The 3347-nt window shown below is 75.4% G+C and carries 2 protein-coding genes and 1 pseudogene; all 3 read left to right on the forward strand.

Annotated elements, in window-relative coordinates; translation table 11 throughout:
* Positions 1–1748 (forward strand): annotated as a pseudogene (locus tag B9S61_RS06535) (hypothetical protein); the annotation flags it as partial.
* Between the two features lie 35 nt (positions 1749–1783).
* Entirely contained in the window at positions 1784–2965 is a 1182-nt protein-coding gene (locus tag B9S61_RS06540) for an AAA family ATPase (protein WP_103541382.1), read from the forward strand.
* A gap of 5 nt (positions 2966–2970) precedes the next feature.
* Positions 2971–3347, forward strand: a 377-nt coding sequence (locus B9S61_RS06545) for a DUF5682 family protein (protein WP_181007271.1), incomplete at its 3' end; no start/stop codon positions are given.

The following is a 3347-nucleotide window of genomic DNA, read 5'->3' on the forward strand; positions in this document are numbered from 1 at the left end:
TGACGGAGGCCCACCGCAGAGCACTCCTGCTGCTTCTCGACGCCGTCGCGGAGGGCCCGCTGGCCACACCCGGAGCAGCGCTGCGTGACGTCGTGCTGAGCGAGCCGCGCGGCAAGCAGGACCGCGCCGGCCAGGTGCTGCGCCGCGACGGCCGCACCGTCGTCGTCATCGGCTGCCAGAGGGTCGATCACTATCACGAACGCGTGAACTGGCTGGCCCTGGACCACGATCCGACGGGAGCGTTCGGCGCCGTCGCCCACTTCACCTCGGAGAGGGAGACGGCACACCCGCCGGTGTTCCCGGCCGAGGCGCTGACCGCGGTGACCGCGCTCGTCCGGGACAAGGGCCCCGCACCCCGGCAGCCGGAAGCGCCGGCCGCGCTGGCCGCCGCCACACGCGGCGGCCTGGGGCCCGTACAGGCCGCCCTGCTGCTCGCCGGAAAGCCGCAGCAGCTCACCGACGAGGTGCGCGCCGCGACGGATCTGAAGCCGCGGCAGAAGCAGCTGGGCGACGCACTGCTCAACTCACTGGAGCACGGCGACCGGACGGCCCTCGTCGGCGCCCTGCTGCCCGGCAACCCCGCCGACCTGTGGACCGCCGGACCGGACACGGACGCGGCGGGCCGGGTGTGGGCCGAGCGACTCGACGGTGTCGTCCGTCTTCCCGAGGACCTCGCCGGCGATCTCTCCCTGCCGGGACTGACCACCGGAGCCGCCGAGGAGGTGCTCAACCCGCGCCGCACTCCCTGGCTCAGCCGCACCACCGTGCAGCGGCCCGACGAGAACGGCAACCTCGTCCCGGAGGACCCCCGGGCGCTGCCGGGACGGTACAACCTGACACACGCCGTGTCCTCGCTGGCCGGGCTCGCCTACTCGCTGCCGTACGGGCACCCCCTGCGCGCCGCCCTGCCGGAGGGGCTGGCGGCGCTGCGCCGCCGCCTCACCGACCCCGGGCTGCTGGTCGACCTCGACCTGTCGTGGACCGAGAAGGGTCCGTCGGCCGCCGCCGGGCTGCGCAAGGCGTACGGACTGTCCGCCACCGGCGGCGCCGACGCACACGGTCAGACCCCCGTCGGCGAGGCGCTGGTCCTGCGCCCCGGGTACGGCGACCGGGAGACCGTCCTCGTCCGCACCTCCGCGCTCGACCGCGCGGACGACCCCGTGTTCGGCCTCGTGGAGGGACTCGTCGGACCCGGACGGGGCGGCGGCCTGCGGGCACTGCGGACGATCCTGGACGACGAACTCGCCCGCGCCGTCGCGGCCGGAACGGAGACGGAGGGCCCCACCCGCTACGCCCAGGACCCGTCCGTCAGCGTGCCCGAACTGGTCGCGGAGGTCGCCACGTCGCACGGCCTGGGCGAGGACGCGGCCGGGCTCTACCTGCAACTGCTCGCCCTGCCCGACCCGACGGACCGCAACTGCGCCCGCTGGACCGGCTGGAGGCCCGCCCGCACGAAGAAGGCCCGCGCCGAACTGGCGGCCGCCGCCCACCTGGTCGTCGAGGCGAAGCGGGCCCGCGCCGGACGCACGCTCTTCCTGCCGTGCGGCTGGCTGGACCTGAAGTCCCCCGCGCTCCCGGCGGAGATCTGGAAGCAGGGCCTCTACCCGGTGCGGGGCGACGCTCCCGTGGTGCCGCTGCTGCCGGTACCCGAACTGTTCCGGCGCGCGTGGGACCGCGTCCGCGCCGGTGACGGGCCCGCCTACGAGGAACTCACCACCCGCGCCACCCGCAAGGGCCGCCGCCGATGACCACCGTCCACCCGCACCCGGAAGAACCCGAACCGATGACCACCGCCCCGTCCGCCTTCCCGTCCCCCTCCCCGGCCCGTCAGATCGTCCCGCCCGAGGACCGGTACGCCACCGAACTGGCCTTCCTCGCCGCCCACGACGACGGACCGCGCCCGCCCGCCTGGCGGCTCACTCCCCGCGCGGTGGTCACGTTCGTCATGGGCAGTGCCGGACGCGCCCTGAAGCTGCCCGACGATGCCGGCGTGCCCGACGGGGTGCCCCGCCGTCTCGTCGTCGAGGACAAGTTCGTCGGCGACCGGGCGCTGGTCGAGCGGTGCGTGGTGACCCTCGCCGGGGAGCGCGGCCTGCTGCTCGTCGGCGAGCCCGGTACCGCCAAGTCGATGCTGTCGGAACTGCTCTCCACCGCCGTGTGCGGTACCAGCGCCCTGGTCGTGCAGGGCACGGCCGGCACCACCGAGGACCAGCTCAAGTACGGCTGGAACTACGCGCTGCTGCTGGCGCAGGGCCCCACCCGGCAGGCGCTCGTGCCCTCGCCCGTGCTGACCGCCATGTCCCGGGGCGCCGTCGCCCGCGTCGAGGAGGTCACCCGCTGCCTGCCCGAGGTGCAGGACGCGCTGGTGTCGTTGCTCTCCGAGCGGCGGATCGCCGTTCCCGAACTGGCCGGGAGCGAGGACGCCCTGGCGCACGCCGCGCCCGGCTTCAACCTCATCGCCACCGCCAACCTCCGCGACAAGGGCGTCTCCGAGATGTCCGCGGCACTCAAGCGCCGCTTCAACTTCGAGACCGTCGGACCCATCGGGGACCTCGACGCGGAGACCGCACTGGTGCGCGGCCAGGCGCGGGCGTCCGTGGAGCGGGCGGGCGCGCCGTTCCAGGTCGACGACGCGGTGCTGGAGGCCCTGGTCACCGCGTTCCGGGACCTGCGCGAGGGCCGGTCGACGGAGGGCTGGGAGGTCGAACGGCCCTCGACGGTGATGAGCACCGCGGAGGCCGTCTCCGTCGCCGGCGCGCTCGCTCTCGCCGCGGCGTACTTCCCCGGCGACCGCGACGTGCTCGGACTGCTGCCCGGGCACCTGCTCGGCGTGGTGCGCAAGGACGACCCCGCCGACGCCGCCCGGCTGCGCGGCTACTGGGACGGACCCGTCCGGCGCCGCGCCGAACAGGGGTCCGCCACCTGGCGCACCCTGTGGGACCTGCGTACGGTCCTGGAGGGCTGACGGCCGTGTCCCTCTCCCACCGCGCCGGCACGCCGGGTCCGCCCGTCCCGCCGGACGAGGCCCTCGCCGCCCTCACCGACCGGTCGGCGCCCTATCTCGTCGGCGTGCGGCACCACGCGCCCTCCCTGGCCGCGGCGCTGCCCGCGCTGCTGGACGAGGCGGAACCGGAGGTGCTGCTCGTCGAACTGCCCGCCGAGATGCAGCAGTGGCTGCCGTGGCTGGGACACGAGGAGACACGGGCCCCGGTGGCGCTCGCCGCCGTTCCCGCCGGCGGGACCGGCGGCGGACCGGCGTTCTACCCGTTCGCCGACTTCTCGCCCGAGCTGGCCGCCGTGCGCTGGGCGGCCCGGCACGACGTACCGGTGGTCGCCTGCGACCTGCC

Origin of the sequence: Streptomyces sp. SM1, from assembly GCF_002910825.1 — a bacterium.
GTDB lineage: Bacteria > Actinomycetota > Actinomycetes > Streptomycetales > Streptomycetaceae > Streptomyces > Streptomyces okerensis.

Bases quoted from the DNA above. Each gene is read 5' to 3' on its own strand.
- B9S61_RS06540 (WP_103541382.1), top strand. From the start codon at position 1,784: ATGACCACCGCCCCGTCCGCCTTCCCGTCCCCCTCCCCGGCCCGTCAG.